The 24,653-nt window shown below is 72.7% G+C and carries 12 protein-coding genes; 7 read left to right on the plus strand and 5 right to left on the minus strand.

Annotated elements, in window-relative coordinates; all coding sequences use genetic code 11:
* The first annotated feature begins 154 nt into the window (after positions 1–154).
* The 3 genes from H291_RS31900 to H291_RS0127530 all read left to right on the plus strand — a co-directional run bounded on the left by H291_RS31900 (position 155) and on the right by H291_RS0127530 (position 7,338).
* Positions 155–6,160, plus strand: coding sequence for an Ig-like domain-containing protein (locus tag H291_RS31900; protein WP_020018255.1), 6,006 nt, complete (start codon positions 155–157; stop codon positions 6,158–6,160).
* 134 nt (positions 6,161–6,294) lie between these two features.
* Positions 6,295–6,768, plus strand: a complete 474-nt coding sequence (locus H291_RS0127525; RefSeq protein ID WP_020018256.1) for a restriction endonuclease — start codon at positions 6,295–6,297, stop codon at positions 6,766–6,768.
* A 90-nt stretch (positions 6,769–6,858) separates the two neighbouring features.
* Positions 6,859–7,338 carry a hypothetical protein gene (locus H291_RS0127530; RefSeq protein WP_198012605.1) on the plus strand — a complete coding sequence of 160 codons (480 nt, stop codon included), beginning with the start codon at positions 6,859–6,861 and terminating at the stop codon, positions 7,336–7,338.
* An 88-nt stretch (positions 7,339–7,426) separates the two neighbouring features.
* On the opposite strand, the gene H291_RS0127535 is transcribed toward H291_RS0127530, so the two are convergent.
* Complete coding sequence (locus tag H291_RS0127535) at positions 7,427–11,800, minus strand: choice-of-anchor G family protein (protein WP_020018258.1); 4,374 nt, start codon at positions 11,798–11,800, stop codon at positions 7,427–7,429.
* Positions 11,801–12,280: 480 nt separating this feature from the next.
* Between H291_RS0127535 and H291_RS0127540 the strand changes: the two genes are divergently transcribed.
* Positions 12,281–14,635: a helix-turn-helix transcriptional regulator gene (locus H291_RS0127540; protein ID WP_157237396.1), complete on the plus strand. Its 2,355-nt coding sequence runs from the start codon at positions 12,281–12,283 to the stop codon at positions 14,633–14,635.
* A gap of 42 nt (positions 14,636–14,677) precedes the next feature.
* On the opposite strand, the gene H291_RS0127545 is transcribed toward H291_RS0127540, so the two are convergent.
* Complete coding sequence (locus tag H291_RS0127545; protein WP_020018260.1) at positions 14,678–17,935, minus strand: efflux RND transporter permease subunit; 3,258 nt, start codon at positions 17,933–17,935, stop codon at positions 14,678–14,680.
* A 159-nt stretch (positions 17,936–18,094) separates the two neighbouring features.
* Between H291_RS0127545 and H291_RS0127555 the strand changes: the two genes are divergently transcribed.
* Positions 18,095–18,544 (plus strand): MarR family winged helix-turn-helix transcriptional regulator, encoded by a 450-nt coding sequence (locus H291_RS0127555; protein WP_020018261.1) that lies wholly within the window; start codon positions 18,095–18,097, stop codon positions 18,542–18,544.
* A 9-nt stretch (positions 18,545–18,553) separates the two neighbouring features.
* On the opposite strand, the gene H291_RS0127560 is transcribed toward H291_RS0127555, so the two are convergent.
* Positions 18,554–19,525 (minus strand): helix-turn-helix transcriptional regulator, encoded by a 972-nt coding sequence (locus H291_RS0127560; protein WP_020018262.1) that lies wholly within the window; start codon positions 19,523–19,525, stop codon positions 18,554–18,556.
* 111 nt (positions 19,526–19,636) lie between these two features.
* On the opposite strand from H291_RS0127560, the gene H291_RS0127565 reads away from it, so the two are divergent.
* Positions 19,637–20,002, plus strand: a complete 366-nt coding sequence (locus H291_RS0127565) for a VOC family protein (protein WP_020018263.1) — start codon at positions 19,637–19,639, stop codon at positions 20,000–20,002.
* A 95-nt stretch (positions 20,003–20,097) separates the two neighbouring features.
* Positions 20,098–21,255, plus strand: a complete 1,158-nt coding sequence (locus tag H291_RS0127570) for an epoxide hydrolase family protein (RefSeq protein WP_020018264.1) — start codon at positions 20,098–20,100, stop codon at positions 21,253–21,255.
* Between the two features lie 847 nt (positions 21,256–22,102).
* On the opposite strand, the gene H291_RS0127575 is transcribed toward H291_RS0127570, so the two are convergent.
* The gene (locus H291_RS0127575; RefSeq protein ID WP_020018265.1) at positions 22,103–23,596 is read right to left on the minus strand and encodes an aldehyde dehydrogenase family protein; all 1,494 of its coding nucleotides are present in this window, start codon (positions 23,594–23,596) and stop codon (positions 22,103–22,105) included.
* A gap of 41 nt (positions 23,597–23,637) precedes the next feature.
* Entirely contained in the window at positions 23,638–24,639 is a 1,002-nt protein-coding gene (locus tag H291_RS0127580; RefSeq protein WP_020018266.1) for a proline racemase family protein, read from the minus strand.
* Between the last annotated feature and the right edge of the window lie 14 nt (positions 24,640–24,653).

Genomic DNA, 24,653 nt, shown 5'->3' on the forward strand with positions numbered 1-24,653 from the left:
GGCGACAATTCACCTCCTCGATCGATAGGGTTGCTGACGCCGCGCCTGTGTTGGATGTCCGGGCGGGCTTTTCTTTGTGGAGTGATGATCGGGAGGACGCATGAGCTTTGCCTCACGCGTATTTGAGAATCGCAGGTCGGTAGTTTCGGCGGGTGTGGTAACGCTCTTCGGCGCGGGTCTGCTGGGCCTCGCGCTCTGGTACGACGGCGAGACCACCGCGGAGCTGGACCTGAACGACAGCGGGGTCTGGGTGACCCAGACCGCCGAGGGCCAGCTCGGCCGGTTCAACTACGAGGCCAAGGCCCTGGACGGCGTCCTGGTGGCGGGCGCGGCGAGCTTCGACGTGCAGCAGGACGCGCAGCGCGTGCTCCTGGACAGCGTGAGCGACTTCTCCGCGAGCCCGGTCAACCCGGCCCAGCTGACCCTGGACGGGACGATGAAGTTCCCCGTGGGTGCGCAGGTCGCGTCGGGCGCCGCCACCACCGCCGTGTACGACGGCGAGACGGGCCGGGCATGGGTCATGCCGTTCGACTCGGCCACCTTCGACGAGAAGGAGACCAGGCCGACGCTCAAGGTGGGCAAGGGCGGCACGCTCGCGGTGGGCCGCGAGGGCACCGTGTTCCTGGCCGTGCCCGCCGACGGCAAGCTGTACACAGTCCCGACCAGCACGCAGGGCGTCGCCGAGGACGCCGACGAGTCGTCGATCTCGCTGGGCCCTGACGCGAAGCTGCAGGTCTCGGCCGTGGGCGACAAGCCCGTGGTGCTGGACCAGTCGACCGGCAACCTGGTGCTGCCCGGCGGCGACTCCGTGCAGATCGAGAGCGGTTCGCAGGGCATGCTCCAGCAGCCCTCCGGCGAGGCGGACGAGGTCGCGGTGGCGACCCCGGGGAACCTGGTCACCGTGCCGCTCGGCGGGGGCGACCCGGTCAAGCACAACTTCGCGGGCGGGAGCGGCGGCCAGCCGTCCGCGCCCGTGCAGCTCGGCGGGTGCCTCTACGGCGCCTGGGCCGGCGGTCAGGTCATCCGCGAGTGCGGCGACGCCGACGACAACGTGAACGAGGTGCTCGAGGGCGTCGACTCCGCCGCGAACCTGGTCTACCGCGTCAACCGCAACATCATCGTCCTGAACGACGTCGCGAACGGCTTCCTGTGGATGGCCGCCGAGGAGTTCGAGAAGGTCGACGACTGGGAACAGACGATGCCCGACAACGCCAAGGGCGAGAAGACCAAGTCGGAGCAGGCGACCCCGGAGCAGGTCGACCAGGCCGTGGCCGACCGGAGCAAGCCGAACCGCGCACCGGTCGCCGAGGACGACACGTTCGGCGTGCGGCCGGGCCGCACGACCGTGCTGAACGTGCTGGGCAACGACTCCGACCTGGACGGCGACGTCATGACGGCGGAGGTGGTGGGCGAGGTCGAGGGCGACATCAAGGTCAACCGCGTGCTCGACGGCGCGGCCCTGCAGGCCGACGTGCCGGACGGCGCGAGCGGCACCACCACGTTCACCTACCGGGTGGACGACGGCCGCGGCGGCTACGACGAGGGCTCCGTGGAGGTCGACGTGGTGCCGCTCGAGGAGAACAACCCGCCCGAGCAGCCCGGCAAGCCGGTGCTCGTCGTGGGCCAGGGCAGCATGGGCACCATCAAGGTGCTGCCCTACTTCACCGACCCCGACGGCGACGACATGTTCCTGTCCAGCGCGAGCACCGCCGACCCGCTGGACGAGGTGCGGTTCCGGCCGGACGGCACCATCGAGTTCCGCGACGGCGGCACCGTGACCGGCAGCAAGGTCGTCGAGGTGCAGGTGTCCGACGCGATGGGCCAGGCCTTCCAGGGCAGCCTGATCATCAAGGTGGTCGCGTCCAACGTGCCGCCGGTCGCCGTGCAGGACCACGTGACGGTCCTGGCGGGCGAGCCGGTCACGGTGGACCCGCTGGTCAACGACTTCGACCCCAACGGCGACGACATCCGGCTGACCCGGGTCGACGACAAGCAGGGCGCGACGATCACCACCAACTCGACGGCCGAGACGTTCAAGTTCGAGTCCGAGACCACCGGCTCGTACGACGTGACCTACCAGATCACCGACGGCCCCGAGCCGACCATGGGCCTGGTGCGCGTCGACGTCGTCGACCCGCCGGAGGAGGCCGGCGCACCGATCGCCGTCTCGGACCAGCTGCTGCTCCCGGCAGGCGGTACCGCGCTGGTGGACGTGCTGGCCAACGACACCGACCCCGCGGGCGGCGTGCTCGTGGTGCAGGGCGTCGACGTGCCCGGCGACGCCCCCGTGAGCGTGTCGGTGCTGAACCACCAGATCCTCAAGATCTCCGAGGTCAAGCGCCTGGAGGGTCCGGTGACCCTCACCTACACGGTGGCCAACGGCACCAGCACGGCCACGGGCCAGGTGCGCGTGGTCCCGATCCCGACGCCGGCCCAGCTGCGCCCGCCGGAGGCGGGTCCGGACGAGGCGACCGTGCACGTGGGCGACGTCGTGACCATCCCCGTGCTGAAGAACGACACCCACCCGGACGGCCTGGAGCTGACCCTGACGGACGAGCTGCAGGAGTCGCCGCCGGCAGCGGCCGGCGAGGCCTTCGTCTCCGAGGACACGGTGCGCTTCCGCGCCGGCCAGGAGGCGGGCACCTACCACGCCGTCTACGAGGTGACGGACGCCAACGGGCAGAAGGACTCCGCCCAGATCACGATCAACGTGCTCGATGCGCCGGAGAACTCCGCCCCGCAGCTGCCCGACATCGAGGCCCGCGTGCTCGCGAAGGGCGTCGTGCGCATCCCCCTGCCGCTGGACGGCACCGACCCCGACGGCGACTACGTGACGCTGAGCAGCATCTCGGCCGCGCCCACGAAGGGCACCGCCACGATCGTGGACGGGTTCATCGACTACCAGGCGGGCGAGGACTCGACGGGTCTGGACACGTTCACCTACCAGGTCACGGACACCCGCGGCGCACCCGCCGAGGGAGTCGTGCGGGTGGGCATCGCGGTGCCCCCGGCGTCGAACCAGGAACCGCAGGCGATCGACGACGTGACGACGGTGCGGCCCGGCCGCACGGTCGCCGTCCCGGCCCTGGAGAACGACTCGGACCCGGACGGTGACCAGATCTCGCTGGTGGGCGACGGCTTCGAGGGCACCGGCGACCTGAAGCCCAAGGCGGTGGAGGACGACGTCGTGGTCACGGCCCCCGACGACGAGGGCGCCTACTCCTTCTACTACGGCATCCAGGACGCCTTCAAGGCCAAGGCCAGCGGCGCGATCACGCTGAACGTGGACCAGAACGCGCCCCTGCTGCGGCCCATCGCCCACGACGACGTCGTGACGGCCGCCGACGTGGAGGGCTCGACCAGCGTGACGGTCGACGTGCTCGCCAACGACGTCGACCCGGACGGCGTGGCCGCCGACCTCGAGGTGTCCGTGGACCCGGGCCTGGAGGGCGTGACCCTCACCGAGGAGAAGGGCATCGAGGTCGAGCTGACGCAGGACCCGCGGGTCGTCACCTACACGGTCAAGGACATGGACGGCCTGGAGGCCAAGGCGTTCGTGCGCGTCCCGGGCGACCTCGCGCGGCCGCACGTGAAGCCGGGCCTGGAGCCGCTCAAGGCGTTCTCCGGTGAGCCGCTGACCATCGACCTGGCGGACTACGTCGTGGTGCGCGAGGGTCGCGAGCCGCGGATCACCGAGGAGAAGACGGTCAAGGCCCGGGACGGCAAGGCCGAGGCGGAGGACCACGACACGATCGTGTACACCTCGGCCCGGGACTACGCGGGCGGGACGTCGGTCAGCTTCGAGGTGACCGACGGCGACGGGCCGGACGACACCGACGGCCTGACGGCGGTTCTCACCCTGCCGATCGACGTGACGCCGTCCAAGAACATGCCGCCCAAGATCACCGGGCGGCCCGTGCTGAAGGTCGCGGCCGCCGAGAAGGCAGAGGTCGACCTGTCGCGGTACGTCACGGACCCCGACAAGGACCCGCTGACGTTCGACGTCAAGGGCGTCGCGGGGGTCACCACCACGGTGTCGGGCGCGGTCGTGACCGGCGAGGTCGACGCCTCGGTGCCCAAGGGCACCTTCCGCGAGCTGCCGATGACGGTCTCGGACGGCAAGAACCCGGCCGTCGAGACCGTCCTGACGGTCCGGGTGGTGCCGTCGACCAGGCAGCTCGCCAAGACGGCGCAGGACGTGGTGCTCGACGCCCACCAGGGCAAGGCCACCACGATCCCGGTGCTGGCCAACGACACCAACCCGTTCCCCGACAAGCCGCTCAAGGTGGTCGGCGCGGACAAGGAGACGGGCCAGGGCGACGTGAAGTTCAACGACTCCGAGGTGATCGTCACGCCCGCGGACGACTTCACCGGCGTCATGACGGTGCGCTACCGGGTGCAGGACGCAACCGGCGACCCCGACCGCGAGGTCGACGGCATCGCCAAGCTGACGGTGCTCGGCAAGCCCGAGGCGCCCCGCGCGCCGCGGGTCGAGGAGGTCCGTTCCGAGACGGTGGTGCTGAGCTGGGACCAGCCCAACAACAACGGCTCGGACATCACCGGCTACACGCTGCGCACGCAGAACGGTCAGGAGCACGCGTGCAAGACGACCACCTGCACGTTCGACGGGCTCAAGAACAACGTGAAGTACACGTTCACCGTCACCGCCACCAACGGGGTGGGCGACTCGGCGCCGTCCCCGGCCTCCCGTGAGGTCCGGCCGGACGCGAAGCCGGACCAGCCCGCGGCGCCGACGCTCAAGTTCGGCGACCAGAAGCTGACCGTGTCCTGGAAGAACAAGGCGTACACGGACCGCTCGGCGATCGAGTGCGTGAACCTGGAGATCAGCCCGGCCCCGGCGGACAACGTGACCCAGAAGACCTGCCAGGCCGGGAGCAGCGTCACGTGGAGCGGCCTGGAGAACGGCACGGCCTACACCGTGCGGGTCCAGGCCAAGAACAAGGCGCCGGACCCGTCGGAGTGGTCGCAGCCGTCGGCGCCGGAGACCCCGGCCGCGCCCCCGGCCCAGCCGGCCGCGCCCAACGCCAGCCGGGTGGACACCGCCGTCGGCGGGCAGATCACGGTCAAGTGGACGGCGCCGGCCAACAACGGTGACGCGATCTCGAAGTACTGGCTGGGGGTGTACACGGGCGGCGAGCTGGTGAAGGCCGTCGACACCACCCGGACGACGCAGACCGTCCAGGAGCTGTCGACCGACTCGACCTACACGTTCAAGGTCCGGGCGATCAACAAGGCAGGCAAGGGCGAGGCGAGCCCCTTCTCGAACGAGGTGGTGCCCTTCGGCATCCCCGACGTCCCGGGCAAGCCGACCGCCAAGCTCGGGTCCACCACGAGCGGCCAGGCCGACGTGAGCTGGAGCCGGGTCTCGGAGTTCCGCGGCACCGGTGCGCGCTACGAGGTATCGGCCAACGGCGATGGCAGCCCGAGCGCGGGCAACAACAACACGTACACGTACAAGGGCCTGAACAACGGCACGGAGTACACGTTCCGGGTGCGGGCGTGCAACGCCAACGCCAACTCCTGCTCGGACTGGTCGGCCGCCTCGAACGCGGTGACGCCGTACGGTCCGCCGCCCACGCCGAAGATCACCGCCACCGGTGAGGGCGGCAAGGTCACGTTCACCTGGGACGCACGGGCCGAGAACGGCCGCCCGACCACCGTCGCGGTGACGGGCGCGATCAGCAGCACCGCGAAGAGCGGTACCCAGTCGGCCACGGCCGGCCCCGGGGTGTCCAAGAAGGCGTGCGTCACGGTGACCGACTCCACGGGCACCAAGGCCAGCGCCTGCGACTCGGCGGCAGGCCTGACGCCGAAGGCCTGGGTGACCGTCGGCGGCAACAGCGGCGACTGCGCGAACTGCCGCAACTGGGTGCTGAACTGGTCGGGCTTCGACTCGGGCAACCACGAGGCGGCCTGCTGGGCGGGCAACACGCAGAAGTACGACCAGGACAGCCCGACGTACTGGCACGACATCCACCCGCCGCACTCGAACGCCTGGGCGGGGAGCACCAAGTACCCGATGAACGGGTCCAGCGGGACCCGCACGCTCTCGTGCTTCATGAGCGGCAAGTACAACGGGGCGGAGGTCGCCTTCATGGTCGACGGCGAGCGGTACCAGGTCTCCACCTGGAACAGCTGACGACGGCACGGCGGTGACGCGGGGCGTACGGGCAACCGTGCGCCCCGCGGTCGTGCGAGCCCTGCGGCAACGCAACGAGTGCACTCTTCGGGTCACGCCCGGCCGTCGTGCGCGTACGCTGCCAGGATGTCCGGGTGACAACGCTCGGCGCCCTCCTCGACGACTGCCTGTACGAGTCCCCGACCAAGGCAGCTCAGGACCAGAGATTCGTCGACCTGATGAAGGCCTTCCTGCGCACCGACGAGCACTGGTCCACGCGGCTGGAGCAGGTGTGGTCCTGGGACGAGTGGCCCGAGAGCGAGGGGCCCGCCGACGTCGTCGACCTCGTGGCGCAGGAACGGGACACGGGCGACCTCGTCGCAGTGCGGTGCGCCTTCCAGGACCCGGACGAGCCGCTGGCCGTCACGGACCTGGCGGAGTTCCTCTCCGGGTCCGCTGACGACCGGTTCAGTAGCCGACTGGTGATCGCCACGACGGACGCCTGGGACCAGGCCGCGGCCGACGGGCAGGAGGCTACCGCGGAGGTCTCCAGGATCGGCCTGACCGACCTGTTCGGCTCCTCGATGGACTGGGCCGCGATCGAGACGCCCGGCTCCGCGGCTCCCTGAGTTGGACGCTTGCCCAGGCAATTTGCCCCACTTGTCGCTACGCTGCCGCCGAAGCCGGGTTCGACCAGTTGGTCCGCTCTGCACTGTGTCGTGACCACGACCTGGATCTCGAAAGTAAGGACCGCCATGCTCGCGCAGGCATTCACCGCACGCCTGATGGACGGCAAGCCGACCGTCGGCAGCGACCACGAGACATCCCTCTGCCGGCACTACGGCAGCCATCCCGGAGTCCGGGCCACCGCCGAGGACGGCGACTACTGCGCCGTCGTCGACCATGCGCCGCTCCCACCGGCCCGCGAGGAGGGCGAGACGAGCGTGTTCCGCGGGGCGGCCGTCGACATCGGCGACCGGTGGGCGTTCTTCGACAGCCTCGCGCCGGCCGCAGGGTTCGTCCGGGCCGGGCTGCAGTCCAACCTCGCGCCCTCGTGGGACCTCTTCGAGGCCGCCGAGGTGCGCGCCTACTGCACCGAGCACTGCTGCGACGAGCTGGCCCTCGTGCTCGGGCGGCAGGTCTACGACGAGGCCGAGATCGACGAGTTCTTCTCGCAGTTCGCGGCCTCGGCGGTGTAGCACCCTCGCCCGGCGACGTGCCGCGGCGAACGTCCGGCCCGGTACGACGCAGGTCGTACCGGGCCGGACGTTCGCCCACGGGTCACCGTCAGCGGTCGTGGACGTCCTCCTGCGGCATCTTGCCCAGAGCCGTCGCCACGGCGAGACCGAGCTCGCGCCGGCGCCGGATCAGCAGGGCGCCGACGGCGAGCAGGAGCGCGGTGCCGGTCACGAGGGTCGCGACGTCCGCACCCGTGGCCGCGAGGCCGCCGGTACCGCTGCCGGAACCGTCACCCGAGCCACCGTCCCCGTCGCCCGTCCCGGAGCCGTTGCCGTCCCCGTTCCCCGGGCCGGCCGTGGACGTCGGCTCGACCTGGAACGTGGCCAGGGCCGAGTCGCCGGCCTCGGCGCTCGTGGCGATACCCACGTGCGCCCCGGTCAGCAGGTCCTCCGGCACGGTGAAGGTCCAGCTGACCTCGCCGTCCTCGTCGGCCGCCGCGCTGGTCAGCACGATCGGCGTCGAGCGGATCACCGCGGTGACCATCTCTCCCGGCGCGAAGCCGGAGGCGGAGAAGGTCTGGCTCTCCCCCGGGTTCACCGCGGCCTTCGCGAACCGGGCCGTCAGCGTGCGGGCGCCGTCCGCGGAGACCTCGATCGGCACTTCCGCCCCCGCACTGCCGTCCGCCGGCTCGGCGACGATGACATGGATGCCCGGCTCGGCGTCCTCGGGCACGGCGACCGTCACCGTGAACCCGCAGTCCTCGTCCGGGACCGCCGTGACGGCCTCACCCACCGGCTCACCCGCGGCGTCGGTCAGCGTGACGCTCACTTCCACCCCCGTGGGGAAGCCGGTGCCGGTGACCGTGACGTCGCCGCCCGCCTCGACAGTGCTCGGGGCGGCCACCACGGTCGGGTCGGTGCACTCCTCGCCGGGCGCCCCCGCGACGGTGAGGGACGCCTCGGCGGTCGTGCCCGTGGTGTCGTCGGTGCCGACGACCGTGAAGTCGCCCGGCTCGGCATCCTCCGGGACGACCAGCGGCGTCGTGAAGCCGCCGTCCGCATCGGTGTCGACCGTGACCGGGTCACCCACGGGGTTGCCGTCGGCGTCCGTGAGCTGCACCGTCGCGGTGGCGTCCGGGGTGTAGCCCGTGCCGGTCACCGTCGTCGTGCCGCCCGGTGCGACCTGAGCGGGGGCGACCGTGATCGCCGGGTCGATCTCTGCCGCCGGGTCGAGGACCACCAGGTCGTCGGTGGCGAACACGTCCGTCGAGAAGTCCGTGCCCGTGGCCACGTAGTCCGTCGGAGCGGAGTCCTCCGGCAGCGTCACCACGTACTCGAAGCCTCCCTCCCCGTCCGTCGGGATGTCGCCCGCGGTGTACAGGACGCCCAGGTCGCTCACGATCTCCAGGCCCACCGTCGAGCTCGGGGTGTAGCCGGTGCCCGTGACCGTGACCTCGTCACCCGGGAACGCCTCGGACGGGTCCACCGACAGGGTCGGCTCCAGCGGCAGCACCGTCAGGTCCGTCTCGGCGGTCAGGTCCTCGGCGTCCGTACCCGTGACGACGTACGCCGTCGGGTACGAGTCGGCCGGCAGCGTCACCACGTGCTCGAACCCGCCCTCCTCGTCCGTCGGGATGTCGCCCGCGGTGTACAGGACGCCCAGGTCGCTCACGATCTCCAGGTCCACCGTCGAGTCCGGCGTGTAGCCGGTGCCCATGACCGTGACGTCCTCGCTCGCACGGGCCTCGGCCGGGTCCACGGTGATCGCCGGGCCGTCGCCCGCGCCCTCGACCGTGAGCGGCGCCGTGGCGCCCGCGCTGCCGTCCTCGGGCTCGGCGACCACCTCGTAGTCACCCGGATCGGTCCCCTCGGGGATCGAGTACGGGGTGGCGAACGAGCAGGTCTCGTCAGGCGTGACCACGACCGGCTCGCCCACCGGGTTGCCGTCGGCGTCGGTGAGCTGGACCGTGACGTCGACACCGGCCGGGAAGCCCGTGCCGACCACCGTGACGTCCTCGCCCGCGGGCGTGGAGCTCGGCGTCACCGTGATCGCCGGGGCCGACTCGCACTGCTCGGCCCCCGTGATCACGGTCAGCGCCGCCTCCGCGGGCGTACCTGTCGTGTCGTCGGTGCCGACGACCGTGAAGTCGCCCGGCTCAGTACCCTCCGGGACCACGAGCGGCGTCGTGAAACCACCGTCCGCGTCCGTGTCGACCGGGCGGGGGTCACCCACGGGGTTGCCGTCGGCGTCCGTGAGCTGGACCGTCGCAGTACTGTCCGGCGTGAAGCCCTCACCCGTGACCGTCGTCGTGCCGCCCGGGGCGACCTCCGACGGGGCCGCCGTGATCGCCGGGTCGATCGCCGCGGCCGGGATGACCGTCAGCGGCGCCTCGGCGGGGGTGCCAGTGGTGTCGTCCGTGCCGACGACCGTGTAGTCGCCCGGGTCGGCGTTCTCCGGGACGCACAGCTCGGTGGTGAAGGCACCGTTCTCGTCGGTGTCGACGCTGATCGGGTCACCCACCGGGTTGCCGTCCGTGTCCGTCAGCTGCACGGTCGCGGTGCTGTCGGGCGTGTAGCCCTCGCCCGAGACCTCCGTGCACTCACCGGCAGCCACCTCGGTCGGATCGACCGTCAGCTCCGGCGTGATGGCCGGAGCGTCGGTCACCGTCAGCGGGGCCTCCGCCGGGGTGTCCGTCGCGTCGTCCGTGCCGACCACCGTGTAGTCGCCCGGCTCGGCGTCCTCCGGGACCACCAGCGGCGTCGTGAACGCACCGTTCTCGTCGGTGTCGACGGTGATCGGGTCACCCACCGGGTTGCCGTCCGCGTCCGTGAGCTGGACCGTCGCCGTCGAGCTTGGGGTGTAGCCCTCACCCATCACGGTGGTGGTGTCGCCCGGAGCGACCTCGGCGGGGTCCACCGTCAGCGTCGGGGCGACGGCCGCGAGGTCGCACGCGTCGATCCGCACACCGGCGTTGCCCAGCCCGATCCGGCCGGCGTCCGCCGACTGCACCAGGCCCAGGCTGAGCGCGGATACCTCCACCTGGCCGAGCAGCTCGTCGCCGCCCGCCGTCGTGCAGGTGGCCGTCTCCTGGTGGTTGATCTGCAGCGAGACGAACTGCACCACGACGTCGAACACGGGCGACAGGGCCGCACCGATCGTCGAGGTGATGCCCGACTTGAGGTCGTTGATCAGCAGGTCGAAGAGCTGGTCGCCCTCGTCGCTGATGATCAGGTCATAGACGGTGCCGAAGATCGGCGCCGCCGCGTTGCCCAGACCGTTGATCGTGGTGGCCAGCAGGGTGCCGGTGATCGCCTGCGTCCCGGTGCTGTTGTTCACGACCTGCGGGAAGTCGCCGTTGACGGCGTCCGCCAGCGGCACGGACCAGGACACGTCGAGGGTGCCGAGCGGGGACTGGTCGAAGAAGGCGATGTCGATCGTCACGGCGTCGAGGGCGTCCTCGATCGCGCCGATCATGATGCGCGTGGCCTCCTGCATGATCTCGTGCACGCCCTCGGCGATCTGCGGGTACGTCTGGTCGTCCAACACCTCGTAGTTCGGCGCCAGGCCGTTCATGCCGACGTCGTCGCCGCCGCCCCAGGGGTCGTTGCCCTCGACGAGGTGCTCCAGGTGGACCTGGAGCTCACCCGTCGAGAAGTCGACGGTCACGAGCTGGTTCGCCGAGGTGATCGGCTCCCCGACCACGGACTGGAACAGCGTCTCCTGCATGTTCGAGTCCACGGTGACGGTCGGCTCCGGGATGCCCGGCACCGCCGAGAGCAGGGCGGTCAGCTCAGACACGTCGAACGTGTCGTTGACCAGGGTCTCGATCTGCGAGTCGACGGCGCCGCCGATGTCGAAGATCGTGCCCGCCGCATCCTCGACGACGGGCGAGTGCACCAGCAGGGTGCCGTCGCCCAGCCGGTACTGGCCCGGGCCGGTCACGCCGCCGTCGGGGTCCAGGATCACGCCGTCCTCTGCCGTGACCTCGGCCGCGAGGGCGCCGAGCTCGATCGTGAGCTGGTCCACCACGGCGTCGGAGATCCCGTCGACGCCGGCGAGCCGGGCCAGCGACAGCACGTCGATGCTGGCGGTGCCGAAGGCGTCCTCCGCGCCGTCCAGCGTCACGCCGCCGTCGGCGCCCAGCAGGCCCGAGACGGCGTGGGCGTCGGCGGGACCCGACGCCTCGCTCGTGCTGGCGAGGGCGCCGATCTGGCCGTAGTCGAGGAACTGGTCCACCGGCAGCTGGAGGTCACCGAGCGCCAGCACCTGCGAGCCCAGGACATCGGCGTCCAGGTTCTCGGTGTTGGGCCCGGGGTTGCTGACCGAACCCGCGTCGGAGGTCGCCGCGCCCAGCAGCGCCTGCTGCATCAGCGACGCCGCCAGCACGCCGGCCGCGGCCTCCGCGGGTTCGTCCGGGTAGTTGTCCACCGCCGCCGCGGGCAGTCCCGCGGTCGTGGCGACGAGGGCTGAGGCGGCGACCACCGCGAGGCCACGGCGCCACGTCGCGCCCCCTCGCCTCCGGGTTCGACCTGTCGGCACACGCTTCGGAATCAAGAGATCACTCCTCACACTCGCGCGTCCTGAGACGGCGTCCGGGTGACTGCGGGCCGCGACGAGGGTGCTGCGGACCCGGTCTCAGAAGACACACGTTCTGAGACAGGTGCCACGCAGAATGGCCAAACGTGCATGAGCGCAAGGCAATGCACGTGAGTTTGCGTTGATGCAATCCGCGACATTCCGGCCGGACAAAGGCGCGACAGCTCAACAGCACACAATGCCCAGGAAACCGCGAATGGGAGCGGGTGAAAAAATACCTCAGCCCTGCTCAAGGGGCCAGTCAGGCCGGCGACGGCCGCGACACGACGGGATCGTGTCGATATCTCGCAAAATTCACCCGATGTCTTATGCTCCCCCAGGGAAGCTTCCACAGGCATTCATGAAGCCTTCTGGAAAGGAACGAACGTGGGTCCAGAAAGCGGACCCCCGGCAGCCGCGCCCGCCACGGACTCCTCCGGGTGGGCGCCTGCCGAGGGGGGCAGGGGGCTGGACCGTCCGGTGCACGGCCGGGAGCGGGAGCTGCGACTGATCGGAGCCTTCGCCACCGGCCTGGACCCGACGACGCTGGTCGTGAGCGGTCTGAGCGGTATCGGCAAGAGCACCGCCGTGCTGGCCGCGCTGGGCCGCATCGGCGCGGCCGCGGGCGCCGTCCGCGTGGTGCGGTCGTGCTCCTCGCGCCCGTACGCGCACGGAATGGCGGGCCGGGACCGCATCGACCTGTCCAAGCAGGTCGGTCCTGCCGACCCCGGCCCAGGTTACGAGATCGACGCCGTCGGGCTCCTGGAGGCGGTGTCCGCCGGTATCGCGCCGGCCACCACCGGCCCCCGGGTGCTGTTCGTCGACGACGTCGAGGTGCTCTCGCCGAGCCGCGCAGCCTGGCTGCAGCACCTGGGCGACGTCGCCTACGAGCGCGACTGGCGCGTGCTGGTCGCCGCGCGGCGGGTGGCGCAGGGCCCGCTGCCCGACGACGTCGAGGTGCTCGCCGTGAACCCGCTCGACGAGCGGTCGCTGCGCCTGCTGCTGGACGCGCAGCTCGGGCTACCGGTCGCCGCCGACGTCGCCGTCCGCCTGCACCGCTGGAGCGCGGGCAACCCCCGGATCGCGCTGGAGCTGGCCGACGGGCTCAGCCCGGCCCAGCAACGCGGCGACACCGAGTGGACGGGCCCGCACACCGCGGGCCCGGCGGCCCGGCGCGCCTACCGCGAGCTTCTCGGCGGGGCCGGCTCGCCCGACGCCGCCGATCCGGCCGACGCCGAGCGCTACCCGCTCCTGCGCCTGCTGCGCCAGGAGGGTCCGGTCACCCTGCCCGGCGGGGTGGAGCGCCCCGCGTACGCGGGATCGGCCACGGTCGCCGAGGCGATCCTGGACGGCCTGCACCTGGACGACGTCGCCGGCATGGCCGAGGTGGGCGCGGAACCGCGGGCCGCCGCGCGCACGGCCGGTGTGACGCTCCTGACGGGGACCACCTGGGCGGAGGACGGTCCCGGGCGCTGGGCACCCACCGTCGACGGCACGGGGTGGACCGACCACCTGTGGTGGCGGAACCCGGCCGACGCGGACGCCGAGACCCGGGCCGCCGGTGCCCGCGCCGCCGCCGCGCTGATCGAGCTGGAGCACACCGGCCGGCTCGCGGACCCCGCCGTCCTGCGCGCCGACCTGGGCCGCATCGGAGCACGACCCGACCCGCACTGGGTGGGCCTGTGCGTCCAGGTGCGCGGCCGCCTGCTGCTGGGCGACGCGCCGGGCGCGCACCGGCTCCTGGAGAACCAGTCCGGACCCGTCGCGGGCCGCACCGTCGCCGAGATCGTCGCGCGCGACCTCGCGGCGGCCCGCGTGGCGATGTTCGACGGTCGCGCAGCCGACGCCCGTGCCCACCTCGCCCGCGCGACCGACCTGCGGCCCAGCATCCAGGACTGGCTCCCGGTGCAGGGGCTACGGGCCGCGACCACGGCCATGCTCGACGGCCGCGGGCCCGACGGCGAGCTGCCGTCCCGGGCCGGCGCGTGGTCCACGCGGGCGCTGGGCGAGTTCGCCGTCGACCTCGGCAGCGCGCACCTCGCGGTCGGGCAGGTGGACCGGGCCGCCGAGCTGCTCACGATCGGGCTGGAGCGCTGCGCCTGGCCCTACCGCGGCCGCGTGCAGGCCCGTGCCGACCTCGTCGAGGCTGCCCTGGCGCACGACGGCCACCGCGGCGCGATCCCCCGCCAGGCCCGGCGGCTGGCCGACCCGCCCGTGCACCCCCAGGAGCACGCCGACCCCGACACCGGCGTCGCGCACGCCCGGATGCTGGCGGCGCTGGCCGGCGTGGACCCGGACCACGGCGGCCTGGACGAGTGGCTGCCGCCCGGCCTGTCCCCGGTCTCGCCGTGGCAACGTCTGCGGTCCCTCGTCGCCTACGGCAGGTACGGCCTGGCCCGCGGCGAGCGGACGGCGGCCGAGCCGGCCCTGAGGGAGGCTCGGACCCTGGCCCACCTGGCCGGCGTACCCGGCTGGGGCGTGGCGATCGACGTCTGCCTCGCCCGTCACGACACCCCGGGCGGGCACGGCTGGGACCAGCTGAGCGAAGACGAGCGAGAAATCGTCCGCCTGGCGCTGCGCGGCAGCACCAACGCTCAGATCGCCGAGATCGCCTACATCTCGCTGCGCACGGTCGCCAACCGGTTCCGCCGCATCTACGAGGTGCTGCGGGTCCGGGACCGCCGGGACCTGACCGAGCTGGCCAGGACCCACCCGCCCGTCTGGCTGGCCGACCAGGGCTGAGGCCACGCCGGCCCGGCCCGCGAAGGGCCGGGCCGGCAGTGCTCAGCTCGCGTCCGCCGCCAGGCGCTGGGCGACCTGCGCCGCCTCGGTGGCCTTGACCTGCGCCTTCTCGGCCTTGCGCGCGGCGCGGGCGGCCCGCTTGGGCGTGCTGCCCTCCGAGCGCCGCTCGAACAGCGTGTAGATCACCGGCACCACGTACAGGGTCAGCAGCGTCGAGGACACGAGCCCGCCGATCACCACGAGTGCCAGCGGCTGCGAGATGAACGCGCCGCCGCCGGTCAGGCCGAACGCCATCGGGGTCAGCGCCAGGATCGTCGCCGCCGCCGTCATCACGATCGGCCGCAGGCGCTGGCGCGAGCCCTCGCGCACCGCCTCGTCCAGCGGCCGGCCCTCGGCGCGGTACTGGTTGATCAGGTCGATCAGCACGATCGCGTTGGAGACCACGATGCCCACCAGCATCAGCACGCCGATCAGCGCGGCGACGTCCAGCGGCGTGCCGGTCAGCAGCAGCGCCAGCAGCGCGCCCGTGGCCGCGAACGGCACGGAGACCAGCAGGATCAGCGGCTGCCCGATGCTCCGGAACGTCGCCACCATGACCAGGTACACGATGAGGATGGCCGCCAGCAGCGCCAGCCCCAGGTCCGCGAAGGCGTCGGCCTGGTCGGACGCCACGCCGCCGATGGTCACGTCCGCGCCGCCCGGCAGGTCCAGACCCTCGATCTCCTCGGTCAGGGCCACCGTCAGGGTGCCCAGGTCCTGCCCGGCCGGGGTGACCGCGACCGTGGCGCTGCGCTCCCCGTCCACGCGGGTGACCGACGCCGGGGCCGAGACCTCCTCGACCGTCACCAGGTCGCTCAGCGGGACCATGCCCGCCGCCGTCGGCACGTCGACCTTCTTGATCTCGGCCGCCGTGGCGGGCACGTCGCCCGCCACCACGACGTCGAGGTTGGTCCCGTCCAGGTCGACGGTGCCGATGCTCGACTCGTTCATGGCGCCGGCCAGCAGGCCCGAGACCGCGGCCTCGGTCAGCCCGGCCTCCGCGGCCGCGTCGCGGTCCACCGTCACCTGCACGGTCGACTGCTCGGCGGCCAGGTTGTTGGTGACGCTCTCGACGCCGTCGAGGTCCGTGACGGCGTCCTCGACGGTGCTCGCGGCGTCGGCCAGGTCGTCGGCGTCGGGCGCGGTGACCACCAGGTCCACGGTGGTGCTGGAGAACCCGGCGTCGCCGGCGGCCACGGTGACCTCGCCGTCCAGGTCGGCCTCGGCGATCGCGTCGCGGACGTCGTCCTGCACCGCCTCGCCGTCGGCGTCCTCGGCCAGGGTCATCGCGAAGGACGCGCTGGCGCCCGCCCCGCCCATGCCGAAGGCGGCGGCCATGCCGTCGCCCGACCCGACGGTGGTCTGCACGGTCTCGATGCCGTCGACGCCGTCGAGGACCTCCTCGACCTCCTTGGCGGCTGCGTCCTGGTTCTCCAGCGAGGTGCCCGGCTCGAACTCCTGGGTGACCGACAGCGTGTCCTGCCCGGCCGCCCCGATGAAGTTGGTCTCCATGCGCGGCACCAGCGCGAGCGTGCCGGCCAGCAGCGCGACCGCGACGGTCAGCGTGACCGCCGGGTGCCGCAGCGCGGCGGCCAGCGACGGCACGTAGGCTCGCTGCCAGACGCCGCGGCGCTCCTTGAGCTCGGCGGCCTCGCGCATCGCGGCGCCGCCGTCGGCCGAGACCGGCACCTTGATGAACCAGTACGCGAGCACCGGCACGACGACCAGCGCGACGACCAGCGAGGCGCCCATCGCGATGGCCACGGTGACGGCGAACGGCTGGAACAGCTCGCCCGCCATGCCGCCCACCAGGGCGATCGGGGCGAACACCGCGATGGTGCAGACCGTGGAGGCGGTGATGGCCGCGCCCACCTCGCGGACGGCGGTGACGATCGCGTCCACGCGGTCCTCGCCGTAGGACAGGTGCCGCTTGATGTTCTCGATCACGACGATCGAGTCGTCCACGATGCGCCCGATGGAGATGGTCATGGCCGCGAGCGTGAGAATGTTCAGCGTGTAGCCGGTCAGGTTCATCGCCGCGAACGTGACCGCCAGCGACAGCGGGATCGAGATCGCGGACACGAGCGTGGCCCGCAGCGAGGCCAGGAACACCAGGATCACGAGGACGGCGAACAGCAGGCCCAGCCCGCCCTCGGTGGTCAGGCCCTCGATCGACTCCTCGATGAAAGGCGCCTGGTCGAACGTGACGGCGGTGCTCACGCCGGCGTCGTCGAGCTCGTCCTCGACGTCGGCCAGCACGTCCTGCACGGCGTGCGAGACGTCCACGGTGTTGCCGTCGGGCGTCTTGGTCATGGCGATGGCCAGGGACGGCTCGCCGTCCAGGCGCGAGAAGGAGGTGGGGTCGACGTCCTTGACGCTCACCTTCGCGACGTCGCCCAGGTGGACGACCTCGGGCGGGCCCGCCTCGGCCTGGGGCGACTGGCCGGTGGCCCCGGCGGCGCCCGCGGCACCCGCTGCTGCGGCGGCGTCGGCCCCGGCGCTCGCCCCGGCTCCGGCGCTCGCGCCGGCCGACGCGCCCGCGGACGGGACGATCGGGAGGTCCTCGAGCTCCTCGACGGTGCTGACGGTGGTGCCCACCTGGACGCTGCTGGTGCGGCCGTCCTCGGTGACGGAGCCGACCGGCATGACCGTGCCGTTGTCCTGCAGCAGGGAGGAGAGCTGGGCGGGCGTGAGGCCGGCGGCGGCGAGCTTCTTCTCGTCGGGCTCGATCACGACCTGGCGCTCGGTGGTGCCGGTCACGGTGACGTCGCGCACCTGCGCGATGCCCGACAGCTCGGGCACCAGCACGGAGTCGATCGTGTCGGTGAGCTCCTGCTCGGTGCCGTCACCGGAGACCGCGAGCTGGATCACCGGCAGGTCGTCGAACGACCCGGCCATGACCTCGGGCTCGACGTCCTCGGGCAGGTCCTGGATGTTGCCGATCGCCGACGTCATCTCCTGGCTGGCGTCGTCGATGTCGGTGCCGTACTCCAGCTCCACCGTGGTCATCGAGATGCCCGTGCCGACGGTCGACGTGACGCCCGTGACGCCGTCGATGCCCTGGACGGCGGTCTCGACCGGGTCGGTGACGCGGTCGGACACGATCTCGGGCGAGGTGCCCGGGTAGACCGCCGTGACCGCCACGACGGGCACGTTGAGGGAGGGTATGAGTTCCTGACGGAGCTGCCCCATGCTGAAGATGCCGACGACGAAGACGGCGATCGTCGCGAGTGCTACGAGAGCACGATTCGCGAGCGACATCCGGGCAAGACGAAACACACTTCCTCCAGGTCTGGGGTATACGCGCCGGGGTCCACGACTCCGTCGGCGCAGTATTTTGCCTAACGCAAAGGATCCTGCCGTGGTTCCCGGCACGCAACTCCGGTTCTCCCGCGGGCGGGCGCGCACTAAAGTCAGCCCGTGACCGACCAGACCCGCGAGCAGCTCGTCGCCGAGCTCGCCGCCCTGCACCACCGGCTCGGCGAAGCGTTCTTCGCCTCCCGGGTCCGGCCGCTGCTGGAGACCGACCTGACGGTGCAACAGATCCGGGCCCTCGCGCTCGTGCAGGTGGACCGCGACTCGACGCCGCACCGGCTCGCGGAGGCGCTCGGCGTCTCCGCCGCCACCGTCTCCGGGATCCTCGACCGGCTCACCGCCGCCGGGATGACGGTCCGCACCCCCGACCCGGTCGACGGCCGCGTGCGCCGCGTGACCAGCACCGAGAAGGGCAGCGAGGCGATCCGCCGCATCGTCGCGTACGAGGACGACCTGCCGCCCGACCTGCTGGACGAGCTCGCCCTGGAGGACCTGCGCGCCCTGACCCAGGGCACGCGCGCCCTCCTGGAGGCGGCCCGCCGGCTGGCGCCGTAGCCCCGCGTGTCAGACGTGGCGGCGGGCCGTCGCCTCGGCCAGGCGGCGCAGGAGCGCCCGGGCCTCGGGCGGGCCGGTGACCTCGACGTGGTCGGCGAACTGGAGGAGCTGCCGGGCGGCCTCGACCTGGGCGTAGGCGAGCGTGATCGGCACCCGGCCGGCGGCGTCCGCCGGGCCGACCGTGCGTAGCCGGGAACCCAGGATGCGGCGGGCCAGGTCCACGCCGTCGGCGTCCAGCAGGGCGTGAACCGTGACCTCGTGCCGCGTCTCGAGCGCCCGGCCCAGGCCGCCGGCGACGTCGGCCAGCGTGGCACCGGCGCGGGTGCGGCGCGGCTCGTCGAGCAGCGCCCAGCGGTCCAGCCGGGTCAGCGCGAACAGCCGGGGCGCCGCGTCGACGTCGGCCACGAGGTACCAGCGGTCCACCCGGAGCAGCAGGCCGTACGGGTCCACCACCAGGTCCGACGCCGAACGGGCGCCGCTGCGCCGGTAGGTCACGCGCAGCCGCCGGGCCTGGCGCAGGTCGCGCGCCAGCGCGGCGACGTCGGGCGGGTCGCCCGCGGGCTCGGCGGCGAACCAGGCGCGGTTCTCGACCGTGACGACGTCGGCCAGGGACAGCGGCGCCGCGCTCGAACGGGTCTGCGGCGACCCGGGCCGGGTCGCGAACTTGCCGACCGCGGCCCGCGCCGCCGTCTCCGCGCCGAGCGCGCGCGCCCGGTCGAGGTCCACGCCGACGGCGCGGAGCACGTCGGCCTCCGACGTCGTCAGCCGGGTGAGGTCGACCTGCTGTCCCGGCAGCAGGCTGATGCCGCCGTACCTGCCGCGCTCGGTGAGCACGGGGATGTCGGCGTCGACCAGCTTCTGGACGTCGCGCAGGATCGTGCGGGCCGAGACGCCGAACTCGGCGGCGAGCTCGGCAGCGGTGGCGTACCGGCGCGCCTGGAGCGCCCCGAGGATGCCGATGAGGCGCTGCGCCGAGCCCACGATCTCGCCTCCGATCCCCCGGCCGTCCGGAACATGACAGGTTCTGTCGCATTATGCCGGGAGCGTGGGGACGTCGCCGAACGCCGGCGGCGCTCTGGAAGGAGAAAACCCATGCCCGCACCGAACCTCTTCCTCGTGTACGTGACCGACGTCGAGCGCGCCACGGCGTTCTACGGCGACCTGTTCGAGATCGAGCCGGTCATGCGCACGCCGCGCTACGTGCCGTTCGAGGTCGCGCCCGGCGTGCTGTTCGCGCTGTGGGGCGGCCAGAGCGACGGGCTCACCGCGCGCACGCCCCGGTCGTCGGAGGTCGGCCTGATGGTGGAGCGGTCCGCGGCCGCCGTCGACGACGTCTTCGCGTCCTGGGTCGCGAAGGGCGCCACCGTGGTCGAGGAGCCGCACGACGCGGTCTTCGGCCGCACGTTCGTCGTGGCCGACCCCGACGGCAACCTGATCCGCGTCTCGCCGCTCGACTGACCGGACGGCGCCCCGCGTGCCGCCGTCGGCCGGGTCCCGCGGGGCCCCACGACGGCGGCGCGCCGGGCGCCGCGGGCGCACGTAGGGTGTGTGCCGTGCCGGACACCACCGCCCCGCAGCCGTTCGCCCCGCAGGCCACGCCGGAGGCGATCGAGGACCTGCGCGCACGGCTGCGGGCGACCCGCTGGCCCGACTCCCCGGAGGACGTCGGCTGGTCCCTCGGCACCGACCTCGACTACCTGCGCGAGCTCGTCGCGTACTGGACGGACGGGTTCGACTGGCGGGCGCAGGAGGCCGAGCTGACCCGGCTCCCCCGCTTCCGCGCCGGTATCGGCGGGCTCGGGATCCACTTCGTGCACGCGCGCGCCGTCGCGCCGTCGGGCCCGGTGCTGCCGCTGGTGCTCAGCCACGGCTGGCCGGACTCGTTCTGGCGGTACTCCAAGGTGGTGCCGCTCCTGGCCGACCCGGGCGCGCACGGCGCCGACCCCGCCGACGCGTTCGACGTCGTGGTCCCCGACATGCCCGGCTTCGGGTACTCGGACCGGCCGACGGGGCAGCCCCTGAGCTCGATCGCCGTCGCCGGGCTGTGGGCGGGGCTGATGACCGTGCTCGGGTACGAGCGGTTCGGCGCGGCGGGCGGCGACATCGGCAGCCACGTGAGCCGGTACCTGGCGCTCGACCACCCCGACCGCGTGGTCGCCGTGCACCGCACCGACGGCGGGCTGCCCGTCTTCGCGGGTGATCCGGCCACGCTCCAGCCCGAGGAGCGCGCCTGGTTCGCCGAGACCGCGACCTGGAGCGCCACCGAGGGCGCCTACGGGGCGATGCACCGCACCAAGCCCCAGACGGCCGCGGCCGCGCTGAACGACTCCCCCGCCGGGCTCGCCGCGTGGATCGTCGAGAAGCTCCGGGCCTGGAGCTTCGGCGACCTGGAGGACGCGTACACCCGCGACGAGATCCTCACGAACATCACGATCTACTGGCTCACGGGCACCATCGGCTCGTCCATGCGGATGTACCACGCCAACGGCGCGATCCCGGCCCGGCAGGTCACGCGACGGGTCGAGGTGCCGTCCGGGTTCTCGCTGTTCCCGGGCGACATCGTGCGCCCGCCGCGGGCCTGGCTGGAGCGGACGGCCAACACCGTGCGCGTCACCGAACCGGAACGGGGCGGCCACTTCGCGGCGTTCGAGGAGCCGGAGCTGTACGCCCAGGAGCTCAGGGACTTCTTCCGCCCATACCGCGGAGCCTGACGGCGGCGGTTTGTCCGGCGGACCCGGCAGTTTGCCCGGCAGACTTGGCAGTCGGCGCTGCGGGTCGGCAGTTTGCCCGGCGGACTCGGCGGTTTGCCCGGCGGACTCGGCAGTCGGCACTGCGGGTCGGCAGTTTGCCCAATAGATTGCCCGGCAGGCTCGGCGCTCTACCCCGCCACTCGGCAGTTTGCCCGGCAGCCTCGGCGCGCTGCCCCGCAAGTCGGCAGTTTGCCCGGCAGACCCGGCGCTCTGCAGCGCGGGTCAGCAGTTGCGCTGCACACTGTCCGGCAGGCTCGGCGCTCTACCCCGCCACTCGGCAGTTTGCCCCACAGACTCGGCAGTTTGCACGGCGGACTCGGCAGTCGGCACCACTGGTCGGCAGTTTGCCCCACAGACTCGGTAGTTGGCATCGAGATCGGCTCAGGCCTGGGCCGATCTCGATGCCAAGTGCCGAACCGCGGAACACGCCCCAGCCAAGTGCCGAACGAGGGTGCGCGCTCATCCCAGCGTCGGACGACGGAACTCGCCCAGCCGAGTACCGGACGACGCCGTGGTCAGCCAAGTGCCGAACGACGGAACCCGCCCAGCCCAGCGTCGGACGGCGAAGCGCGCCATATCCAACTGCCGAACGACGGCGCGCCCCAGCCAACCGCCGAACCGCGCGGCCTATCCAACTGCCGAACGACGGCGCGCCCAGCCCGGTGTCGGATGACGGGGCGCGCCCAAGCCCACTGCCGAACAGACCGGACGCACCCAGCCCAGCGTCCGACGACGGAACACGACCCAGCCAACCGCCGAACAGACCGGACGCGCTCAGCAACCCGCCGAACGCCGCAGCCCGCTCAGCTCACCACTCCGCCGACGCGCCCCGCGGCGAGACCGTGCGCGGCACGTCCCACGGGTTGTCGTCGCGCAGCGGCGCCGGCAGCAGCTCCTGCGGCGCGTCCTGGAACGTCACCCCGCGCAGGAACCGGCCGATCGCGGCCGTGCCCACCGACGTGCCGTCCGTCGTCGTCGCGGGCGACGGCCCACCGTGCTGCATCGCGGGCGTGACCGCGACGCCCGTGGGCCAGCCGCCCAGCAGCACGCGCCCCGCGAAGCGCCCCAGCGCCGCCACGAGCGCGCCCTGCTCCGCGCCCGTCTCCCCTCCCCCGAGGTGCAGGGTGAGCGTCAGGTTTCCGGGGAACAGCTCGCCGACGACGGCGGCCAGGTCGGTACCGCGCGGGTACTCCACGATCACGGAGAACGGCCCGAACACCTCGTCGAGCACCGCCTCCCCGGCGCCCCGGAGCACGTCCAGCGGCACCGACACGAACGTCGGCGTCACCCAGGCCTGGCCGTCGGCGTCGCGGCGGAACCCGCCGGGGCGCACCACGCGCACGCCGTCCGCCCCCAGGACCGCCGAGACGCGCCGCTCGTAGCCGTCGGCGATCGACGGGTTGAGCAGCCGGTGCTCGGGCACGTCGGCCGCGGCGGCGACCACGGCGTCGTCGTACGCCGTGCCCTCCGGGACGAGCAGGAAGCCCGGCTTGGTGCAGAGCTGCCCGGCCGAGCCGGACACGCTCGCGACGTAGCCCCCCAACAGCTCGCCGCCACGCTCCGCCACAGCCGCAGCCGAGACCAGCACCGGGTTGACGCTGCCCAGCTCGCCGAAGAACGGGACCGGGTCGGGCCGCGCGGCCGCCCGGGCGGCCAGGAGCTGGCCCACGCGCTGCGAGCCGGTGAAGGCCGCCGCCCGCACGGACGGGTGCTCCAGCAGCGCCACGCCGGCGTCCTGGTCCGTGACGAGCTGGAGCGTGCCCTCGGGCAGGCCCGCCTCGACCAGCGCGCCGGACACGATCTGCGCCGTCCGCTCGGACAGCCACGGATGCCCCGGGTGCCCCTTGACGATCACGGGGCAGCCCGCCGCCAGCGCCGCGGCGGTGTCGCCGCCGGCCACGGAGAACGCGAACGGGAAGTTGCTGGCCGCGAAGTTGAGCACGGGGCCCACGGGCCACAGGGCGCGGCGCAGGTCGGGACGGGGCCCCAGCACGAACTCGGGGTCGGCCTCGTCGAGGCGGACGTCGAGGTAGGCGCCGTCGGCCACGACGTGGGCGAAGAGCCGGAGCTGCACCTGCGTGCGCTTGAGCTCGCCGCGCAGGCGGGCCTCGGCGAGGCCGGTCTCGACCTGGGCCGTGGCCACGAGCTCGTCGGCGTGCTCCCCGAGGGCCGCGGCGGCGCGGCGCAGGGCGGCGGCCCGGGCCGCGGGGGCGACCTGGGCCAGCCCGGCGAAGGCCGCCGCGGCCGTGCGGGCCACGTCGTCGACGGTGCGGTCGGGTGCGGACGCCGCGGTGGCGGTCATGTCTGGGCTCCTCAAGAAAAGGCCGGGATCAGAGAACAGGATCAGAAGACGAAACCCGTGGGGAACGGGTCGCTGGGGTCGAGCAGGTAGTTGGCGGTGCCGGTCACCCAGGCCCGCCCGGTGATGGTGGGCAGCACGGCGGGCACGCCGGCGACCGTGGTCTCCCCCACCAGGCGCCCGACGAACCGGCTGCCGATGAACGACTCGTTGACGAAGTCGGTCTCCAGCGCCAGCTCGCCCCGCGCCCAGAGCTCGGCCATGCGGGCGGACGTGCCGGTGCCGCACGGCGACCGGTCGAACCAGCCCGGGTAGATGGCCATCGCGTGCCGGGACAGCTTCGCGTCCGAGCCGGGGGCGATGAGCTCGACGTGGTGGCAGCCCTCGACGCCGTCGAGCTCCGGGTGCTTCGGCATGGCCGTCTCGTTGATGGCGTCCATGATCGCCAGCCCGGCGGACAGCAGGTCCTGCTGGCGCTCGCGGTCGAACGGGAGCTTGAGGTCGTCGAGGTCGACCAGCGCGTAGAAGTTGCCGCCGAACGCCATGGAGTACGGCACGGTGCCGTAGCCCGGCACCTCGACCGTCTGGTCGAGCGCCGTGACGAAGCTGGGCACGTTCTCGATGGTCACGGAGTCGGCGTGGCCGTCGCTGACGGCGACCTTGGCCACGACCAGCCCGGCGGGCGTGTCGAGCCGGATCTCGGTGACCGGCTCGACGACGTCCACCATGCCGGTCTCGACCAGCACGGTGGCCACACCGATGGTGCCGTGCCCGCACATGGGCAGACAGCCGGACACCTCGATGTAGACGACGCCCCAGTCGCAGTCGGACCGGGTGGGCGGCTGCAGGATGGCGCCGCTCATCGCGCCGTGCCCCCGCGGCTCGTTCATCAGGAAGTGCCGCAGCTCGTCCATGTGCTCCATGAAGTACAGCCGCCGGTCGTTCATGGTCTCGCCCGGGATGGGGCCCACCCCGCCGGTGACGACGCGGGTGGGCATGCCCTCGGTGTGCGAGTCGACGGCCGTGATGGTCCTGCTGCTGCGCATGTCGCTCCTGTGCT

This window comes from Promicromonospora sukumoe 327MFSha3.1 (genome assembly GCF_000385135.1).
GTDB classification, from domain to species: Bacteria; Actinomycetota; Actinomycetes; order Actinomycetales; family Cellulomonadaceae; genus Promicromonospora; species Promicromonospora sukumoe_B.